Genomic DNA, 18962 nt, shown 5'->3' with positions numbered 1-18962 from the left:
ATGACGTACATGAGCGATATGACCACAGCCTCCGCCACTCCCGCCGCAAAGCCGCGTCCGCGCCCGCAGGTGATGCGGCTGACCGACGCCGCCGCTGCGCGGGTCCGCGAACTTACAGAGCGCGCCGATTCCGAGATCATCGGGCTGCGGGTCGGCATCAAGAACGGCGGATGCGCCGGGCAATCCTACACCGTGGACTATGCCCACGACGTGCGGCCCTCCGACGAAGTGGTCGAGGACAAGGGCGTCAAGATCCTGGTCGAGCCGAAGGCGGTGCTGTTCCTGCTCGGCACCGAGATGGACTACAAAGTCGACAAGATGTCGGCGACCTTCGTGTTCAACAACCCGAACCAGATCAGCGCCTGCGGCTGCGGCGAATCGGTGCAACTCTCGCCGGCCAAGATCGACGGCTGAGCTGGGCCGCGGGCTGGCGCCCGCGTCGGGCGCCACTGCGCTGCTATGCTTGCTGCTACACCAGGACGCGCGCAGCTAATCCACAACTCAACACCCACTCAGCGTCATCCTGAGGAGCCCGGCTGCGCGCAGCGAAGCCGGGCGTCTCGAAGGATGGGCTCCGGGCACTGCGACGCCTGCGCCCGCGTCCGCATCTTTCGAGGCTCGCCTATGTCGATCGCGGGGCGAGGCCGTGATCGGGGCGCGGCGAGCACCTCAGGATGACGGCGCAGCGGGTGTTGCTTGCTGGTTCGGCGAAGCGAACTCGGCCAGCTGATAGCCGCTATACGTAGCGTGGCTCCACCCTCAGCGTCATCCTCAGCGTCATCCTGAGGAGCCCGGCTGCGCGCAGCGCAAGCCGGGCGTCTCGAAGGATGGGCCGCGGGCTCGGCGACGCGTGCACCCGCGTCCGCATCCTTCGAGGCTCGCCTGTGGCGATCGCGGGGCGAGGCCGTGATCGGGGCGCGGCGAGCACCTCAGGATGACGGCGTTGAGGTTGCTGCAGGCGAGGCGCGGCGATGTCGAGTTCACGCCACCTGGATGCGGTCGTGGTCGAGGTCGTCGCGGTCGATTTCGCAGATCACTCGGTTGCGGCCGTTGCGCTTGGCGGCGTAGAGGCAGCTGTCGGCGCGCTCGATCAGCGAGTCGGTATCGTCGTCGGCTCGCAGCGTCGACACTCCGACCGAGATGGTGACGCGGCCGAGAATTTCCCCGGTGGACTTCTTCTTCAGTTCCTTGGAGGTCACGGTCTGGCGGATGTTCTCCGCGACCGCGATCGCCTGCCGCAGCCCGGTGTTGGGCAGCACCACGGCGAATTCCTCGCCGCCGTAACGGGCCATGATATCCTGGCCGTTGATGCTCTGCTTCAGCGACATGCCGACCAGCCGCAGCACCTGGTCGCCGGTGAGGTGGCCATAGGTGTCGTTGAACGACTTGAAGTGATCGATGTCGATCATCAGCAGCGCCAGCGGTTGCCGGCTCGCCGAGGCGCAGCGCACGGCGTCGTCGACCGCGCGGTCGAAGTGCTTGCGGTTGCCGAGACCGGTCAAGGGATCGGTGAGGCTTTCGGCGCGGATCGCCTCGAGATTGTGCTGCAAATTGTTGATCTCGAGCTTCGAGGTCGACAGCCGGGTCTCCAGCGCGTTGTTGGCCTGCTGCATTTCCCGGGTCGAGGCCACCAGCCGTTCGACCACCGCCTTGACCTGGGCGCGATCCTTGGCGAGCGACAGCTTCTGATTGGCGCCGCTGAGATTGTCGCCGAAACTCGCGGTCAAGCCGAGCGCGTCGGTGATCAGCGACATCACGTCCTCGATTTCACTGACGACGCGGGCGCCGATCTTGTCGATGCGGTCGGTGGTACGACCATGCGACAAATAGGTGTCGTAGATCTGTTCGAGGTCGGACTCGCTCAGCTTGCCGCTGCGCGCCAGCGTTTCGTTGATGATCTTGTTGAGCGGGGCATTGTGCCCGGTCGCATAGACGTACCAGATCTCGTAGTTGCGCGGCAGCGCATCCTGCCGCAACGATCTGATCTGACGCAACGCCACCTCGGCATAGGCCATGGTGCGTTCGTGCTCGTCCCTGGGTGCAATCACTTTTCGCGTCCCTGCTGCGGGCGACGGTGCCCGAAACCTCGACGGCGGCAATAACGCCGTTAATATGAGGTGAGGCTACGTCCGCAGCGGTGAACGTCGGGTAAACGATCCGTACATTCCCCCAAGGGATTCCCCAGGATTTAACCGCGTGCGCGAACAGGTCGCAGCAGAAACGCCGGCAGATGCGAGTGATCGGCCGGTTCCAGATCGGGCTCGCGCGACGGCCGCGGTGCGGGAGTACGCCCGATCGATGGGGTCTGCGATGGCGGCAACGGCACCGGTGGTACAAACGGCTTGACGGCCTCGTCATTGCGACGCGGTTCGTGGCTGCGCTCGGGTCGGTCCTGACCGCCGCGGCTGCGCTCGCGGCGCGGCTTGCGCTCCTCCTGCTCCTGCGCCCGAGGCTCCGAACTGCGCTCCTCGCGGCCGCGCGACTCGGACGATTTCCGCGAACTACGCGAACGTCTTGCAGGGGCTTCTTCAACGGAGGCTTCAACGAAGTCGCTGACCCCGAGGTCGGCCTTGGGAATGTCCTGGCCGATCAGTTTCTCGATCGCGGCGATCGACTTGGTATCAGACGGGCAGACGATCGAAATCGCGGTGCCGGCGCGTCCGGCGCGGCCGGTGCGGCCGATCCGATGCACGTAGTCGTCGGGGTGATGCGGCACGTCGAAATTGATGACGTGGCTGACCTCGGGAATATCCAGGCCGCGGGCGGCGACGTCGGAGGCCACCAGGATCGGCAATTCGCCCTTGCGGAACTGATCCAGCGCCGCGGTGCGGGCGGATTGCTCCATGTCGCCGTGCAAGGCGCCGACGCTGAAGCCGTGTTTTTCCAGCGATTTCGCCAGCAGCGCGACTTCGCGCTTCCTGTTGCAGAAGATGATGGCGTTCTGCAGGTCCTTGGCGTCGCGCAACAGCCGGCGCAGCGTCTCGCGCTTCTCATGCGGCTCGCGGCCGGTCGCGACCTGCGACTGCGTCACGGTGACCGCGGTAGAGGCCGGCTTGGAGACTTCGATCTTGACCGGATTGTGCAGGAAGGTCTCGGTGATGCGGCGGATTTCGTTCGGCATCGTCGCGGTGAAGAACAGCGTCTGCCGGGTGAACGGGACTAGCTTGCAGATCCGTTCGATGTCGGGGATGAAACCCATGTCCAGCATGCGGTCGGCTTCGTCGATCACCAGCAGTTCCACGCCGGTGAGCAACAGCCCGCCGCGCTCGGTGTGATCGAGCAAGCGGCCCGGGGTGGCGATCAAGACGTCGACGCCGCGGGTCAGCTTGATGTCCTGGTCGCCGAACGAGACGCCGCCGATCAACAGCGCGACGTTGAGCTTCTGGCCGGCGCCGTATTTGTCGAACTGCTCCTTGACCTGGGCGGCGAGTTCTCGCGTCGGCTCCAGGATCAGGGTGCGCGGCATCCGGGCGCGGGCGCGGCCCTTTTCCAGCAGCGTCAGCATCGGCAGCACGAAGGCCGCGGTCTTGCCGGTGCCGGTCTGGGCGATGCCGAGCACGTCGCGCCGGGCCAGCACGTGGGGGATGGCCTGGTCCTGGATCGGGGTCGGGGTGGTGTAGCCGGTGGCCGCGACGGCGGCGAGCACCTTGTCGGACAAGCCGAGATGGGTAAAAGACATTGAGCCTCTGTTATTGGGCATGATCGGCTCCGAAAACCGGACAACCACTTTTCGGGATCACGCCTCTGGTCGAACCGCCGTTTGATTCTCGGACGTTCACTGTCGCGTCCAACCCCGGAACGGCACGCAATATTGCACGGGGAATGAGCTACGCTGACAGGCGGCTTACTCGAGTTATCGCGTTTCGATACCGGGCCGCGTCAAGCCGGAACATAGGGGCGAATTGGCCAAAGTCAATCCGCCATCTGTCCCGACGCCCCGAAAGCTTAATGTTTCCGGATAAATGCGCCTCTTTTAGCGGCACCTGTGCGGCCCACGGCACGGCCCCGCTGGACCAACTCGTCGTTTTGCAAGGAGTCCTAAGCGCCGCTCTGCAGCGTGCGGCTGATCCTGGTCACCACGCCGTCCCATCGGCGCTTTTCCGCCGCGGGATAGTTGATCAGCACGCAGTGCATCGCGCTTTGGCCGCGGTTGCAGCGATTGTACCAGATCTTGCCGTTGCGCACGCTGGAGACCACGAAGAACCGCGGCGTGATCCTGCGGTAGATGATACCGGGCGGCGGTCCTTTCTTGGCGAGAAACGTCGCGGGCGTATCACCCGAGGCGTTCGGCACCGACTGCACGATGAGGTCGGCGCGGTGATCGGCGGTCAGGAAGCGGCGGCCGTGTCCGGTCTCGACGCTGCCGGCGTCCTCGCTGAAGATATCGGTCGGGATCTCGACGCTGGCGCCGCTCGCCGGCACTTGGTAGCGCTGCCAACCTTGCGCCGCGGCGGGAGCGACGCCGCCGAACAGGGCGATCCCGATCAACAGATGTCGCAGCCGCATGTGATCCTCCGCGCGTGTGCGGCATCAATGCGATCGCGCGGGCTTCGTTCCGTGAGGGGCCGGCTGGAAAGGGCGCAGGCTAGCTCAGGCGTGCAGTGCCGCTAGCGTCGCGACAGCCAGATCAGCACCGCGCCGCCGAGCGCAGTGGCGCCGCCGTAATAGATCCACTGCGTCTGCTTCAGCATGAAGCTGGTCTCCGGCCAGTTGATGATCCCGGCACCTTGGCCGGTCCAGATCAGGCCGATCAGTAGCGTCAGGATACCGACGATCAGCAGCAGAATGCGCATGGGAGGCTCGCAATGTTGAGACCAAGGCCGCAAATGATCGCAAAATAGTAGCCTCGCAGCGGCAAAATGCAAATTGTCTCAATCCGTTTGCCGTAGTACGTTTATGCCATGATCCGGTCCTGGCGAAACGCCGCGAGCCGCAAACTCTGGGAGGGCCATCCGTCCAATCAGTTCCGCGGGCTGGACGTGGAGGCCGCCATCGATCTGTTGTTGGCGCTGAACGCGGCCAAGACGCTGCAGGATCTCAGTCCGTTGCGTAGCGTTGGTCTGCACAAGCTGAAGGGCGAACGCAGCAAGCAATGGGCGATGACCGTGAATGATCGCTGGCGGATCTGCTTCGAATTTCGCAAAGGCGATGCGTTCGACGTGGAAATCGTTGATTATCACAAGGGTTAGGAACCAAACGACGTGGCACCCGCATCACACCCCGGCCGGCTTCTGAAGCGTGAACTCGGCGCCCGCAAGCTCAGCGCCAACCGGCTGGCGCTCGATCTCGGCGTGCCCTCCGGTCGGATCACCGATATTCTCAATGGACGGCGGTCGATCACCGCCGACACCGCGGTGCGGCTGGGGCGCTACTTCGGCAACGCTCCGCAATTCTGGCTCGATCTGCAAAGCCAATACGACATCGCCGTCGTCGAGCGCGACAAGGGCGCGGACATCAACAAGCGGGTGAGGCCGGCCGAGGTGGCCGAGAGCTTGGCAAGACAGGCTACGACCCCGAGGGGCAACGCCGCCTAAGATTGGCATGACGTTCTCGCGGATAACACCTAACTAAAATTTGAAAAAGCCGACGCCTCAGGCATTTATGTATTCGTGATCTTCATAACCCCAGTCGTCAAAAGTGACGCCGCAATAAGTGTAAGCCGCACTGGGACGCCGCTCTGGCTCAATCGCCGCCTGCATCCGTTCCGTTAGGAGTTTTCGCTCAATAGAACGCAAGCCATCCCACCATGTTATGTTCATGCATGTGTTTTCGAGATGCTCGAACAGAGTTTGGATAATTAGGGTCGTGTAGTGACTGCTCTGCTGTCTGAGGAACGATTCAGCAAACAGTTTCGGAGCGTTGGCGCCCTTGACCCATGCAAAGATTACGGCCGCTTTTCCGAAAGATGAAAGAACAGAGATCGAAACTTGATCGCATGAAGCGGTTTCATCGCTAAGGTCCTGAAGTCGTCGCCCCCTGTAGTCGAACGCCGGCGAAAAGCCGCCAACACTCATCAGAGTGGGTGGTTGACGAAATTTTATCATCAAACCGCTTACATCATCGAACCGCCCGCAAAACAGAGCGTCCTCGCACCTTTGGAAAGTGCGGCCGACATCTATGAGTCCCAGTTTCGTTCCACATAGGACGCGCTGCGCAAAGTCCTGTCGGGTCGTGCGCTTCATTTTTTTACTCTTTGGAAGGTCGGATAGCGTCTTTTCGAGGCCGGCCAATGCAGTCATTTTCCGATACATCTCAGCTGCAATCGCGCGATAATGTAGGCAGGCAATTTGTTGGGGCGTGAAGGTAAGTGGGGCGTTTTCAATCGGCGAGAATACGCTTACGTCGTGATGCGAACAAAAGCAGTTGAGGGTGGAAAAGGTCCTTATGCCCTTTCTTGCCAACTCCAATTTTCCTTGCGTTTTGGCAAACGTCTGAAGGTTTCCAAAGAGCGTGAACACATGACCGTCTTCGGCAAGGTGCTGCAATTGGCTTCTTGGAATAGTATGCGCCGCAATAATCGGACCGGTGCATGGATCGCTGCTGGAAGAGGCCATGCAGAGTTTGGTTTCTCGAGATTTTTTTATAATCTCGACAGCTGCCCAAAAAGACGGGTCGTGTGAATTGGGGGTAGCCATCGGCGTCCTAGACTTCGGCGAATCTGTTGCTTCACAGCAAATAACAATGAAGGGCGCGCTACACGTCCAACAAATCCTCGCTGGCGAATTCGGCTTTTTCCGAGATGAAGGCGAAGCGGGCTTCGGCCTTGGTGCCCATCAGCCGCTCCACCGAATCCGCGGTGCCTTCGCGGTCGATGTCCGCCAGCGCGACGCGCAGCAGCGTGCGCTTGGCCGGGTCCATGGTGGTTTCTTTCAGCTGCGCCGGCATCATTTCGCCCAAGCCTTTGAAGCGGCCGACGTCGACCTTGGCGTTGGCGTTGAACTCGGATTTCAGCAGTTGCTCTTTGTGGGCGTCGTCGCGGGCGTACACCGTCTTGGCGCCGTGGGTCAGGCGGTACAGGGGCGGGACAGCCAGATAGAGATGGCCTTCGTCGATCAGCTTCGGCATCTGCCGGTAGAAGAAAGTGATCAGCAGCGAGGCGATATGCGCGCCGTCGACGTCGGCGTCGGTCATGATGATGATCCGCGAATAGCGCAGATCGTCCTCGCGATAATTCGCCCCACTGCCGCAGCCGATCGCCTGCATCAGGTCGGAGAGCTGCGCGTTGGCAGTGAGCTTGTCGCGGGTCGCCGAGGCCACGTTGAGGATCTTGCCGCGCAACGGCAGGATGGCCTGGGTCTTGCGGTCGCGGCCCTGCTTGGCGCTGCCGCCCGCCGAATCGCCTTCGACGATGAACAGCTCGGAGCCTTCCGCCGCGGTGTTGGTGCAGTCGGCGAGCTTGCCGGGCAGCCGCAGTTTCTTCACCGCGGTCTTGCGGGAGATTTCCTTCTCTTGGCGACGGCGCAGCCGTTCGTCGGCGCGCTCAAGCACGAATTCGAGCAGCTTGTTGGCTTGCAGCGGATTGCCACTCAGCCAATGGTCGAACGGGTCTTTGATGGCCTGTTCGACGATCTTCTGCGCCTCGGCGGTAGCGAGGCGATCCTTGGTCTGGCCCTGGAACTCGGGCTCGCGCACGAACACGCTCAGCATCACCGCGGCGCCGACCATGACGTCTTCCGAGGTGATCGATGAGGCGCGCTTGCCCTGGCCGGCGCGCTCGGCGTGGTCCTTGAGGCCGCGGAGCAGGGCGGAGCGCATGCCGGCTTCGTGGGTGCCGCCGTCCGGGGTCGGCACGGTGTTGCAGTAGGATGACAGGAAGCCGTCGGCGTCCGCCGTCCAGGCCACCGCCCATTCGCAGCCGCCATGGGCGCCGACCCGGCCGGAGCGGCCGGAGAAGATGTCGGGATGCACCAAAGTGTCGTTGTGGATCGCGGCGCCGAGAAAGTCCTTCAGACCGCCGGGGAAGTGGAAAGTGTCTTCGGCCGGCACGCCCTCCAGGCCCTTCAACAGTTCCGGATCGCAATGCCAGCGGATCTCGACGCCGCCGAACAGGTAGGCCTTGGAGCGCGCCATCTTGAACAGCCGCTGCGGCTTGAACGCCGCCTTCGGCCCGAAAATCTGCGGATCCGGCTTGAAGCGGATGGTGGTGCCGCGGCGGTTGTGGACCTTGCCGAGGCTTTCCAGTTTCCCCATCGGCAGGCCGCGCTCGAACGTCATCTTGTAGAGCTGCTGGCTGCGCGCCACCTCGACCTCGAGCAGGCAGGACAGCGCGTTGACCACGCTGACGCCGACGCCGTGCAGGCCGCCCGAGGTCTCGTAAACCTTGGAGTCGAACTTGCCGCCGGAATGCAGCGTGCACATGATGACTTCGAGCGCGCTCTTTTTCGGGAATTTCGGGTGCGGATCGACCGGGATGCCGCGTCCGTTGTCCGACACGGTGAGGAAGCCGTCGGCGGCCAGCGTCACCTCGATGAAGGTGGCGTGGCCGGCCAGGGCTTCGTCCATCGAATTGTCGATCACCTCGGCGAACAGATGGTGCAGCGCCTTTTCGTCGGTGCCGCCGATATACATGCCGGGCCGGCGACGCACCGGTTCCAGCCCCTCCAGCACCTCGATGTCGGCGGCGGTATAGTCGCCCTCGGCGCTCGACGCCCGCGGGGCCGCCTTTGCAGCAGCCGGGAGTTTCGGCTGCGGGGCCCCGAACAGGTCCTCCGCCGCCTTCGACTTGGTGTTCGCCTTCAATGCCTTGGCCATGGTTCCTAATGTCTTGCGTGCAGTATCAGCTGCGAATCGGTGCCTCTGACTATGCCACGGAAGGGTTGCAAATGTGACGCCGGGCGACGCCGAGGGGCCGCCGTGCCCCGGACGCGGCGCAGCGCGCCGCCCTCGGCGGCGTGGTGCGCCGCAGATCCGGGGCCGTTACGGAGTTCGGAATCTGGAACGGTCCCGGCTCACGGCGCAGCGCCAGGGCGCTGCCCCGCGTCCGGGACACGAGAGCCCTTCGCATCCGGGTTTGTGACTTGATGTGATCGCGGCCGACAGCATAGCTGTTCCGGCGGCTTGGCGCCGTCTTAATGGTTCGATGATACGCCGGAGGTTGCGGCGGTAGGATGAGGCAAGGGTAGTATGGAAGGCGCGGTGCGCGATCTGATCGAGTTCGTGCGACTGCACCAGGCCTGGGCCGCGCCGATCGTGATGCTGCTGGCGTTCGGCGAATCGCTGGCGTTCATTTCCCTGCTGGTTCCGGCCTGGGGCGCGCTGGTGGCGATCGGCGCGCTGATCGGGCCGAGCGATTTGTCGTTCTGGCCGATTTGTCTCGCCGGCGCGGTCGGCGCGGCGCTGGGCGACTGGCTGTCCTACTGGTTCGGCCATCGCTACAAGCATCAGGTGGCGAAGATCTGGCCGCTGTCGCTGTATCCTGGGCTGTTGCCGCGCGGCGAAGCCTTCGTGCGTAAATGGGGGGTGCCGAGCATCTTCCTCGGCCGGTTCTTCGGCCCGTTGCGTGCCGCGGTGCCGCTGGCGGCGGGGATTTTCGAGATGCCGTATTGGCCGTTCCAGATCGCCAATTTTCTCTCCGCGCTGGTGTGGGCGGCGGTGTTGCTGCTGTTCGGCGACGTCATCGGTCTGATCGTGGAGTGGCTCTGGAAAGCGCTGTAGCCCCGCGCGGGACGGCGGTCTCGCCCCGGGCGCCGTCGCGGCGTCATGCAAACGCTGATAGGTTCATCATCGGAATCCGACGGCCGCCGGGCCGCCGTCGCGCAAAGGAGATCTGCCATGAAGCTGTCACGACGCCATGCTTTGGCCGGCGCCACCGCGCTCGCCGCCTCGCCGTTGTTGCTATCGCGGGCGCCGGCGCTGGCCGCAGCGCCGCTCCCCGACAAACAGGCCCCGAGCTACTATCGCTACAAGGTCGGCGACATTCTGGTCACCGTGGTCTCCGACGGCGCCGCGACGTTTCCGCTCGCCGACAAATTCGTGCTCAACGCCGACAAGAGCGAGGTCAACGAAGCGCTACAAAAAGCCTTCCGGCCCAAGGACAAGATCACCATCAGTTTCGGGCCTCTGGTGCTCGCCACCGGCGGCAAGACCGTGGTGGTCGACACCGGCAGCGGGGCTGCGGCGTTCGACAAGAGCAAGGGCGCGGTCGGCCAGTTCACCGCCAACAGCGCCGCCGCAGGATTCGACCCGAAAGCGGTCGATGCCGTGGTGATCTCGCATTTCCACGGCGACCACGTTGGCGGGTTGTTGACCGCCGACAACCAGCCGGCGTTTCCCAACGCCGAGATTTTGGTGCCGGCTGCGGAATGGAAGTTCTTCATGGACGACGGCGAGATGAGCCGGGCGCCGGCCGGCCGGATGCAGGCGGTGTTCGCCGACAACCGCCGGGTGTTCGACGCCTTGAAGCGCAAGGTCACGCCGTACGAATGGGGCAAGGATGTCGCGCCCGGCCTGCTCGCGGTGGAGACCGCCGGGCATACGCCGGGCCACACCTCGTTCGTGCTGTCGTCCGGCAACGACCGCGTGTTCATCCAGTCCGACGTCACCAACAATCCGGATCTGTTCGCGCGCAATCCGGGCTGGCATATCACCTATGATCAGATCCCCGATCAGGCCGAAGCCACCCGCCGCAAGGTCTACGACATGCTGGTGGCGGAGCGGCTGCAGGTGCAGGGCTATCACTATCCGTTCCCCGGCCTCGGCAATATCGAGAAGGACGGCGCCGGCTATCGCGTGGTCCCGGCGCTGTGGAATCCGACGATCTGAGCGCGCCTGCAGCGGCCGACGAAAATGCTGCGTCGCTGATCGGCACTTCGCCCGACACGTCATGGCCGGGCGTCGTTCCGGCCATCCACCGAAACGGGCAGGGCGTCGCTTTGTGGGCGTGGATGGCCGCGACAAGCGCGGCCATGACGCGGAGAGGTGAGTGTCTCTCGATACGACTTCGTGAGTAGCAATCCGCAGGCGACGCGCGGCGGTGCCGTTCCCCGGACGCAGCGCAGCGCGCCGCGTGAGCGGCATGGTGCGCTGCAGATCCGGGGCCGTGACGGACCGCATGGCTTGGAACGGTCCCGGCTCGCGCGCAGCGCTTGCGCGCTGCGTCGCGTCCGGGACACAGGCTGCAAGTAACTGGCTCGTTGCCCTTGACGCCCCGCCGCCGCACCCGTATCAAACGAGCATGACCACGCTGTCGACCGCCAAACACGCCGTCCGTCGCCGCATCTCGCGGCAGGAGCGATGTTGCGCGTCTTGAACTGACGCTTTAGCGATCGACCTTCCTGCCGCCGGATTTTCTCCGCGGCAGGTTTTGCAAAACTCTCTCGTGGTCTGATCCGGCGGCTCCTTCACGCAGCAGGAGCCTGCCATGTACACCCCGCCTAGATTTCAGCCTGATCGCGCCGCCATGCTCGGCTTTGCCGCCGCGCGCGGTTTCGGCACCGTCTGCGGCTGGGACGGTGGCAAGCCGATCGGCGCCGCGGTGCCGTTCGTGATCGAATTTTCTTCCGATGGCACGCCGCTGTTGACGTTCCACGTCGCAAGGCAGAACCCTCTGACCCGGCTCGGCGACGGCCGCACGCCGTGGCTGATGGCGGTGAACGGCGCCGACGCTTATGTCTCCGCCGACTGGTATGCCTCGCCGGAGCAGGTGCCGACCTGGCTCTATCAGAGCGTGCATCTGTCGGGACCGGCGGCGCTGATGTCGGATCGCGAACTCGACCAGCATCTTGACGCCGTGACCGAGGCGTTCGAAAGCTCGCTGGCGCCGAAGCCGCCGTGGCGTTTCGCCAAGATGGCGGCGGGGCGGCGCGAGGCGATGAAGCAGGCGATCATGGGCGTGATGATGCGGGTGGACGAGGTCGAGGGCAGCTTCAAGCTGAACCAGCACAAATCCGACGCCGATCACCTCGCGGTGACGACGGCGCTGGCGCGTCGCGAGGATTGTTCCGCGCAACACGTGGCGGCGCAGATGCGCGCGATGCGGCCGCAGCTATTCACACAGACCAATCCGACCACCGACGCGGCGATGGCCGCGGGAGAGAGCAGATGAGTAAGAAGAAGATCGGCATCCTCGGCGCCTCCGGCTACACCGGCGCGGAACTGGTGCGGCTGTTGCTGCGCCATCCCAAGGTGGAGTTGGTGCTGTTGACCGCCGACCGCCGCGCCGGCCAAGCGATGGGCGACGTGTTCCCGCAATTTGCGCCCTACGAGCTGCCGCAACTGGTGGCGATCGACGGCGTCGATTGGGCGGCATTGGCGCTCGATCTGGTGTTCTGCGCGCTGCCGCACGCCACCACGCAAGTGGTGCTGAAGGATCTGCTGGCCAAAGCGCCGGAGACCAAGGTGGTGGACCTGTCGGCCGATTTTCGGCTCGACGATGCCGCGGCCTATGCCAAATGGTACGGCCACGAGCACCAGGCGCTGGAGCTGCAGCAGGAGGCGGTGTACGGCCTGGTGGAAGTCTATCGCCGCGACATCAAGAAGGCGCGGCTGGTCGCCAATCCCGGCTGCTACACGTCGTGTGCGCAATTGCCGCTGGTGCCGCTGTTGAAGGCGAAAGCGATCGAGCCCGACGAGATCGTGATCGACGCCAAATCCGGCATGACCGGCGCCGGCCGCGCCGCCAAGGAAGCCATGCTGTTCTCGGAAGTCTCCGAGGGATTCAACGCTTACGGCGTCGGTCATCATCGCCACATGGCCGAGCTCGACCAGGAATTCGCCAAGGCCGCCGGCAAGCCGGTGGTGGTGTCGTTCACGCCGCATCTGTTGCCGATCAATCGCGGCATCCTGTCGACGATCTATGTGCGCGGCCGGCGCGGCAAGACCGCGCAGGAGCTGCACGCGATCCTGGTTGAGGCCTATGCCAAGGAGCCGTTCGTGCACGTGCTGCCGTTCGGCCAGACGCCGCATACGCGACACGTGCGCGGCTCCAACATGACCATGATCGGGGTCGCCGCCGACCGCATCGAGGGCCGCGCCATCATTGTCGCGGTGCTCGACAATCTCACCAAGGGCGCCTCGGGGCAGGCGGTGCAGAACATGAACCTGATGCTGGGCTTCGTGGAGTCGACCGGGATCGATCAGCCGGCGATGTTCCCATGAGCGACGCCGCCGATCACGACACGCTGAAATTCTATCGCGCCAATGCGGAGACCTATGCGCAGCGTCAGCCGCGCGGCACCGAGCAGATGACGGGATTCCTGGCGGCGCTGCCGCCGGGCGGATCCATCCTCGAACTCGGCTGCGGCGCCGGCTATCAGGCGGCGCAGATGCTGGCCGCCGGCTTCGATGTGCATCCGACCGACGGCTCGGCGGAAATGGCCGCGCAAGCGCAGCAGAGACTCGGCCGCGAGGTCAGAACCATGCTGTTCCACGAACTCGACGCGGACGCTGCGTATGACGGGGTGTGGGCCTATGCCTGCCTGTTGCACGTGCCGCGCGATGAGCTGGCGTCCGTGTTGTCGCGGGTCTGGCGCGCGCTGAAGCCCGGCGGCTGGTTTTATGCCAGCTTCAAATCCGGCGAGGGCGAGGGTCGCGACAAGCTTGCGCGCTACTACAACTATCCGTCGGAGGAGTGGCTTCGCGCGCGCTATGCCGAGGCCGGCGGCTGGGCATCGATCGACGTCGCGCGCGACCAAGGCAAAGGGTTCGACGGCGAGCTGGCGAGCTTCCTGCACGTCATGGTGCAGAAGCAATCGTAGCGGCGCGTTCTGGAGACTCGCCAAAGCGTGATCGGCGAGGGCCGTGCTACAAGCCAGGCGCGCCGACAATCCGATTGACGGTTGGCGCGATGCATTCTTGAATGTCGGCAACCGCCACTCGATAGGATGACGCATGACCCCGACGCCGGTTGTTGCGCTGTTGACCGCTTCCGCGCTGCTCGGGCTGTATCTGCTGCTGTTGGTTCTGCGCGGCGAGCGCAGGCAGGGGCTGGTGGCGCTGCATCTGCTGCTCGGCTTCGGCGGGCTGGAAACGCTGGTGATGCTGCTGCACGGCGCGCCGGACGGCACCGCGCTGGCGGCGCCCGGCTCGTTCGCCAAGATCGCCGCGGGATTGTTCGCGGTGTCGGCGTTTTCCGGTTTCATCGCCGCGCTGGCGCGACGCTCGCCGGTGGCGGCGAACGTCTTGCTCGGCACTCACGTCAGCGTGGGCCTCGCCGGCTTCGCGCTGTTGCTGGCCGCGCTGTCGGCGATTTAGAGCATTTTTTGGTTAGGATTGATGCGGTTCAAGACTCCCGGGCCGTCATTCCGGGGCACGAGCAGCTTCGCTGCGAGTGAGCCCGGAATCCATAACCACCGCAGGGAGTATGGATTCCGGACTTGCTCGTTCTTCGAACTCGCAATCCGGAATGACGGCGACATTTTGGTTGGATGGTTCAATCCTAACCGAAGTCTCTAGGTCAAACGATCTGGAAGATCGCCAGCGCCAGCACCGCCTGCGCCGCGAAGCCGACCACGAAGGCCAGGGTGCGGGCCACCGGAATGCCGAGCGTGTAGACGATGGCGTGAACCAGCCGCGCCCAGAAATAGGTCGCCGCCGCCAGCACCGTCCACTTGTTGGAATAGTCGATGGTGTTGAGGATCAGCACCAGGGTGGCGAACACCACGAGATTTTCCGCGGCGTTTTCATGCGCGAACATCATCCGGGTGGCCCACGGGGCCTGCGGCTTGTCGGTCCGCGACGGGTTGGCCATCGCGCCGGACAGCCCGCGGACCTGCACCCTGTTGAGGATGTAGGGCAGCCACATCACCCCGGTCAGCATCGCCGTCAGCGTCAGCCAGAACAGTTCGCGCGTCATCGCAGAATCCTTTCAGAGAGATAGGCGTATGGTTTTCAATATGATGTGGTCAATTCGAAGTCATTCCGGGGCGCGCGCCCGCAGGGCAAGCGAACCCGGAATCTCGCTCCGCGTGGGGCTGATCGAAACCGGTTGCGAGATTCCGGGTTCGCTCGGGCTTTCGCCCTCGCGCCCCGGAATGACGAGATGAGGTGCTCAGGCCCGCACCCGGACGTAGCTGCCCGGCGCATCCTCGAGCGGCGGCAGGGCCTCGGTGCCGACGCTGCGCGCCGGGACTTCTTCGGGGTCGATGCCGGTCAGCCATTGCCGCCAGTCCGGCCACCACGAGCCCTTGTGCTCCTGCGCGCCCTTGATCCATTCGGCGACGGTCGACGCCGTGCTGGCCTCGTTGGTCCAATATTGATACTTGCCCGCGGCCGGCGGGTTGATCACGCCGGCGATGTGGCCGGAGCCGGACAGCACGTATTTCACCGGGCCGCCGAAGAATTGCGAGCCGTACAGCACGGAGTCCGCCGGCGCGATGTGGTCCTCGCGGGTGGCGAGGTTGTAGATCGGCACCTTGACCTTGGAAAGGTCGAGCAGGGTGTTGTCCAGCACCATGGTGCCGGCCGACAGCCGGTTGTCGAGATAGCAGTTGCGCAAATAATAGGAATGGTTCGCCGCCGGCATCCGCGTCGAATCGGAGTTCCAGTGCAACAGGTCGAACGCCGACGGCGGCTGGCCCTTCAGATAGTTATTGACCACATAGGACCAGATCAGGTCGTTGGAGCGCAGCATGTTGAAGGCCATCGCCATCTTCGAGCCTTCCAGCACGCCGCTGGCCTGCATCTCGCGCTCCAACGCGGCGATCTGATCCTCGTCGACGAACACCAAGAGATCGCCGGCATTGGTGAAATCCACCTGGGTGGTGAGCAGCGTCGCCGAGGTGACGCGGACCCGGCGCTTTTCGGCGAGCCAGGCCAGCGTCGCGGCGAGCAGGGTGCCGCCGACGCAGTAGCCGATGGTGTGCACCTTCATCTCGCCGGTGACCTGTTCGATGACGTCCATCGCGGTCAGCGGACCCTGTTTCATGTAGTCGTCGAAGGTCTTGTGGCCGAGGCTCTTGTCGGGATTGACCCAGGAGATCACGAACACCGTGACGCCCTGGTCGACGCACCATTTGACGAAGGATTTTTCCGGCTTGAGGTCGAGAATGTAATACTTGTTGATCCACGGCGGCACGATCAACAGCGGCGTGCGCAGCACGTTCTCGGTGGTCGGCTGATATTGGATCAGCTGCATCAATTCGTTCTGGAAGATCACCTTGCCGGGCGTCGTCGCCATGTTGACGCCGACCTCCAGATTGGCCGGGTCGGACTGCCGGATCCGCAACTGGCCGTTGCCCGCCGCGATGTCCTCGGCCAGCATGGTCATGCCGCGCACCAGATTGTCGGCGTTGCAGGCCAGCGTCTCGCGCAGCACCTCCGGATTGGTCAGCACGAAATTCGACGGTGCCAGCGCGTTGGTGATCTGCTGGATGTAGAACTCGGCCTTCTTCTTGGTATGCGGGTCGATGTCTTCGGCGTCGCGCACCAGCTGGTAGGCCCATTGCGTGGTCAACAGATAGGCCTGCACCAGGAAATCGAACAACGGGCTGGACTTCCATTCCGGGGCGCTGAAGCGCTTGTCGCGCGGCGGCACTTCGATGACGGCGGCGGCGTCTTCGCCGGCCATCCGCCGCATCGCGACGCCCCACAGATCGAGATAGGATTTGCCGAGCTTGGTCTGGATCTCGGTGGCGCGGTCCTTGTCGGACAACCAGTAGTTCGCCACCGCCGACAGCGTCTTCACCACTTCGGTGAGTTCCGCCGGCGGCTTGTCGAGCGGCTCGGCGCTGTCACGCGGCTTTAAATAAGTTGCCAGCGCCTTGCCGCTGTTCTCCATGGCGCGCGCCAGATTGAGCGCGAAAGCCTCGGGGTCGAAGCCCGGGGCAGGCTTGGTTTCGGTGATCATCTCACTCATCGTGCCACTCTTAAGGTTCGTCTCACGATCCCACCGCAGTTTGACACCGCCTGCGGCGATGATGGCACAATTTCGGTTGCTGTCGCGGGTTTCTATGTATTGCACTGCGACAAAAAGCTCGTTTCAGGCCATATTGGCGACCCAGTGTCGGGCTTTGCTGGCTCTGGAATAACAGGCCGGAGGTTGGATGGTTGCGGTTCAGGACAAGCGCGGGACGCTGAAAAGCCGGCACGGCTTTGGCATCTCGGACGGCTGCGCGGCTTGTCATGTGGACCGCGGATCGTATCATTTCGGTCTGGACTCTTGCCGCTTCAATGCTATTGCCGCGACATGCGAGGGAATGTGACAAGTTCAGAGCCGACCAGCACCCGCCGGCGCCTGCGCAGCGGTGCGCCCGCCGTGGCGCTGCTGTTGGTCGGGCTTGTGACCGGGCTGCCGCTCGGCGGTTGTTCGATACCGGTCTCCGATATGCCATTGCTCGGCGTCAGTGACGACCAGGAGAAGGATTCCAACGGCTACCTCGCGGTGAACGCCTTGCCGACGGGGCGGGAAGAAAAGGCCATGGAACCCGGCGAACGCTCCAAGCTGGAAAGCGAACTGATCGCCACCCGCGAGCGGCAAACCGCCGCCGCCGCGGCGGCCGCCGGAGCCACAGCCTCGGCCTCGGCGGCCAAATAGCTCCCCGGCCTGCGGACCAACTGGCATCCAGCCGCCGCCATGATAAGATCGCGCCGTCCGGGGAATGCCCGGGCCACGTCCGCGACGCATGCCAGCTAGGCTGGCGATCTTGCGCCAAATCGCGAAAACCAGCGATTCTTCACGCGAATCGGATTCCCCTTCGGGTAAGAACGCGCTAACGATCCTGCCGCCAAGGTTCGGGAGTCACGACTATGGAAGAATTTTACCGCATCCGCCGTTTGCCGCCCTATGTGTTCGAACAGGTCAATCGGGCCAAGGCTGCTGCGCGCAACGCCGGTGCGGACATCATCGACCTCGGGATGGGCAATCCCGACCTGCCGGCGCCGGCGCATGTCATTGAAAAGCTTAAAGAGACCCTCGGCAAACCGCGCACCGACCGGTATTCGGCGTCGCGCGGCATCACCGGCTTGCGCAAGGCCCAGGCCGCCTATTACGAGCGCCGCTTCGGCGTCAAGCTGAACCCCGACACCCAGGTGGTGGCGACGCTCGGCTCCAAGGAAGGCTTTGCCAACGTCGCCCAAGCGATTACCGCTCCTGGCGACGTCGTGCTGTGCCCGAACCCGAGCTATCCGATCCACGCCTTCGGCTTCCTGATGGCCGGCGGTGTGATCCGCTCGGTGCCGTCCGAGCCGACGCCGCAATTCTTCGAGGCTTGCGAGCGCGCGATCATCCATTCGATTCCGAAGCCGATCGCGATGATCGTCTGCTATCCGTCGAACCCGACCGCCTATGTGGCGAGCCTGGATTTCTACAAGGATCTGGTGGCGTTCGCGAAGAAGCACGAGATCTATATTCTGTCGGATCTGGCCTACGCCGAAGTGTATTTCGACGAGGCCAACCCGCCGCCCTCGGTGCTGCAGGTGCCGGGCGCGATGGACGTCACCGTCGAATTCACCTCGATGTCGAAGACCTTCTCGATGGCTGGCTGGCGGATGGGCTTTGCGGTCGGCAACGAGCGCATCATCGCCGCTTTGGCGCGGGTGAAGTCCTATCTCGATTACGGCGCCTTCACCCCGGTGCAGGTCGCCGCCACCGCGGCGCTGAACGGCCCCGACGACTGCATCAAGGAGATGCGCGACACCTACCGCAAGCGCCGCGACGCGCTGGTCGAGAGTTTTGGCCGCGCCGGCTGGGAGATTCCGCCGCCGCAGGCCTCGATGTTCGCCTGGGCGCGGCTGCCGCCGGCCTTCAAGGAGGTCGGCTCGATGCAATTCGCCACCTTGATGGTGGAGAAATCCGGCGTCGTGGTGTCGCCTGGCGTCGCCTTCGGCGAGCACGGCGAGGGCTTCGTGCGCATCGCCATGGTGGAAAACGAGCAGCGGATCCGCCAGGCCGCCCGCGGCGTGCGCCGCTTCCTTGAAACCGGCATTGAAACGTTGCACAACGTCGTTCCACTCGCCACCCGGCGATAGGCGTGATCCCGAAACCGACCGCCGCGGGCTTTGCCCGGGGATGCCTCGGTTTCGGACCA

The 18962-nt window shown here is 64.2% G+C and carries 19 protein-coding genes; 11 read left to right on the top strand and 8 right to left on the bottom strand.

Features of this window, described 5'->3' with window-relative positions:
• The first annotated feature begins 9 nt into the window (after positions 1-9).
• Entirely contained in the window at positions 10-414 is a 405-nt protein-coding gene (locus RPC_RS14210; RefSeq protein ID WP_011473279.1) for a HesB/IscA family protein, read from the top strand.
• Positions 415-980: 566 nt separating this feature from the next.
• On the opposite strand, the gene RPC_RS14205 is transcribed toward RPC_RS14210, so the two are convergent.
• The 4 genes from RPC_RS14205 to RPC_RS14190 form a co-directional block, all read right to left on the bottom strand.
• Positions 981-2048 (bottom strand): GGDEF domain-containing protein, encoded by a 1068-nt coding sequence (locus RPC_RS14205; RefSeq protein WP_011473278.1) that lies wholly within the window; start codon positions 2046-2048, stop codon positions 981-983.
• 140 nt (positions 2049-2188) lie between these two features.
• The gene (locus tag RPC_RS14200) at positions 2189-3679 is read right to left on the bottom strand and encodes a DEAD/DEAH box helicase (RefSeq protein ID WP_041801831.1); all 1491 of its coding nucleotides are present in this window, start codon (positions 3677-3679) and stop codon (positions 2189-2191) included.
• Between the two features lie 359 nt (positions 3680-4038).
• Complete coding sequence (locus tag RPC_RS14195) at positions 4039-4506, bottom strand: hypothetical protein (protein ID WP_011473276.1); 468 nt, start codon at positions 4504-4506, stop codon at positions 4039-4041.
• A 101-nt stretch (positions 4507-4607) separates the two neighbouring features.
• The gene (locus RPC_RS14190) at positions 4608-4793 is read right to left on the bottom strand and encodes a hypothetical protein (RefSeq protein WP_011473275.1); all 186 of its coding nucleotides are present in this window, start codon (positions 4791-4793) and stop codon (positions 4608-4610) included.
• Positions 4794-4901: 108 nt separating this feature from the next.
• On the opposite strand from RPC_RS14190, the gene RPC_RS14185 reads away from it, so the two are divergent.
• The gene (locus RPC_RS14185; RefSeq protein ID WP_011473274.1) at positions 4902-5189 is read left to right on the top strand and encodes a type II toxin-antitoxin system RelE/ParE family toxin; all 288 of its coding nucleotides are present in this window, start codon (positions 4902-4904) and stop codon (positions 5187-5189) included.
• A gap of 12 nt (positions 5190-5201) precedes the next feature.
• Positions 5202-5534, top strand: coding sequence for a HigA family addiction module antitoxin (locus RPC_RS14180; protein WP_011473273.1), 333 nt, complete (start codon positions 5202-5204; stop codon positions 5532-5534).
• Between the two features lie 57 nt (positions 5535-5591).
• On the opposite strand, the gene RPC_RS26225 is transcribed toward RPC_RS14180, so the two are convergent.
• Together RPC_RS26225 and parE are read right to left on the bottom strand one after the other, a co-directional pair.
• A complete protein-coding gene (locus tag RPC_RS26225) occupies positions 5592-6635 on the bottom strand; it encodes a hypothetical protein (RefSeq protein WP_011473272.1) in 1044 nt (347 codons plus the stop codon).
• Between the two features lie 58 nt (positions 6636-6693).
• Positions 6694-8751 (bottom strand): DNA topoisomerase IV subunit B, encoded by a 2058-nt coding sequence (parE, locus tag RPC_RS14170; RefSeq protein ID WP_011473271.1) that lies wholly within the window; start codon positions 8749-8751, stop codon positions 6694-6696.
• Positions 8752-9123: 372 nt separating this feature from the next.
• On the opposite strand from parE, the gene RPC_RS14165 reads away from it, so the two are divergent.
• From RPC_RS14165 to RPC_RS14140, 6 genes are all read left to right on the top strand, one after another.
• Positions 9124-9654 (top strand): DedA family protein, encoded by a 531-nt coding sequence (locus tag RPC_RS14165; RefSeq protein ID WP_011473270.1) that lies wholly within the window; start codon positions 9124-9126, stop codon positions 9652-9654.
• A gap of 117 nt (positions 9655-9771) precedes the next feature.
• Positions 9772-10761: an MBL fold metallo-hydrolase gene (locus RPC_RS14160; protein ID WP_011473269.1), complete on the top strand. Its 990-nt coding sequence runs from the start codon at positions 9772-9774 to the stop codon at positions 10759-10761.
• A 598-nt stretch (positions 10762-11359) separates the two neighbouring features.
• Positions 11360-12043 carry an FMN-binding negative transcriptional regulator gene (locus tag RPC_RS14155; protein WP_011473268.1) on the top strand — a complete coding sequence of 228 codons (684 nt, stop codon included), beginning with the start codon at positions 11360-11362 and terminating at the stop codon, positions 12041-12043.
• Positions 12040-13095 (top strand): N-acetyl-gamma-glutamyl-phosphate reductase, encoded by a 1056-nt coding sequence (gene argC / locus RPC_RS14150; RefSeq protein WP_011473267.1) that lies wholly within the window; start codon positions 12040-12042, stop codon positions 13093-13095. Before RPC_RS14155 ends, argC begins: the two co-directional genes overlap by 4 nt.
• Positions 13092-13694: a class I SAM-dependent methyltransferase gene (locus RPC_RS14145; protein ID WP_011473266.1), complete on the top strand. Its 603-nt coding sequence runs from the start codon at positions 13092-13094 to the stop codon at positions 13692-13694. Before argC ends, RPC_RS14145 begins: the two co-directional genes overlap by 4 nt.
• 133 nt (positions 13695-13827) lie before the next feature.
• Complete coding sequence (locus RPC_RS14140; protein WP_011473265.1) at positions 13828-14190, top strand: hypothetical protein; 363 nt, start codon at positions 13828-13830, stop codon at positions 14188-14190.
• Between the two features lie 202 nt (positions 14191-14392).
• Here RPC_RS14140 and RPC_RS14135 read toward each other — a convergent pair whose 3' ends face one another.
• Entirely contained in the window at positions 14393-14791 is a 399-nt protein-coding gene (locus RPC_RS14135; RefSeq protein ID WP_011473264.1) for an MAPEG family protein, read from the bottom strand.
• 195 nt (positions 14792-14986) lie between these two features.
• Positions 14987-16792 (bottom strand): PHA/PHB synthase family protein, encoded by a 1806-nt coding sequence (locus tag RPC_RS14130; RefSeq protein ID WP_011473263.1) that lies wholly within the window; start codon positions 16790-16792, stop codon positions 14987-14989.
• Between the two features lie 342 nt (positions 16793-17134).
• Between RPC_RS14130 and RPC_RS14125 the strand changes: the two genes are divergently transcribed.
• Both RPC_RS14125 and RPC_RS14120 read left to right on the top strand, forming a co-directional pair.
• Positions 17135-17470: a transposase gene (locus RPC_RS14125; protein ID WP_415914709.1), complete on the top strand. Its 336-nt coding sequence runs from the start codon at positions 17135-17137 to the stop codon at positions 17468-17470.
• 212 nt (positions 17471-17682) lie between these two features.
• Positions 17683-18903 carry an LL-diaminopimelate aminotransferase gene (locus RPC_RS14120; protein WP_011473261.1) on the top strand — a complete coding sequence of 407 codons (1221 nt, stop codon included), beginning with the start codon at positions 17683-17685 and terminating at the stop codon, positions 18901-18903.
• The last annotated feature ends 59 nt before the right edge of the window (positions 18904-18962 follow it).

The sequence above is a fragment of the Rhodopseudomonas palustris BisB18 genome (genome assembly GCF_000013745.1).
Taxonomy (GTDB): domain Bacteria; phylum Pseudomonadota; class Alphaproteobacteria; order Rhizobiales; family Xanthobacteraceae; genus Rhodopseudomonas_A; species Rhodopseudomonas_A palustris_F.
The sequence above is the reverse complement of the archived record's forward strand: the minus strand, read 5'-3'. Positions and strand labels throughout refer to the sequence as shown.